Below are 417 nucleotides of genomic sequence, written 5' to 3'. Positions count from 1 at the left end.
GTCCAAGACGTTCCTCTTGGTAAGAATACCAAGCACCGCTCTTTTGTACGATATCTAGTTCGCTTCCAAGGTCGATGATTTCGCCCTCTTTTGAAATTCCTTCACCGTACATAATGTCTACTTCTGCAATACGGAATGGCGGTGCTACTTTGTTTTTCCCTACTTTAATTCTCGTTTTATTCCCCATAATGTCCTTGCCCTGCTTCCGCTGTTCAGCACGGCGCACTTCTAAACGAACAGATGAATAGAACTTCAGCGCACGTCCACCTGGCGTTGTTTCAGGGTTACCGAACATGACCCCAACTTTTTCACGAATTTGGTTAATAAAGATGGCAATGGTTTTTGATTTATTAATGGCACCAGATAGTTTACGAAGTGCTTGGGACATCAAACGTGCTTGTAGACCAACGTGTGAAT

At 43.6% G+C, this 417-nt stretch carries 1 pseudogene; it reads right to left on the bottom strand.

Annotated elements, in window-relative coordinates:
* Nucleotides 1-417, bottom strand: a pseudogene (locus ACOV8S_RS31435) (recombinase RecA); the annotation flags it as partial.

The organism is Streptomyces sp. CO7 (assembly GCF_053474865.1).
This window is presented reverse-complemented; position numbering and strand designations above follow the sequence as displayed.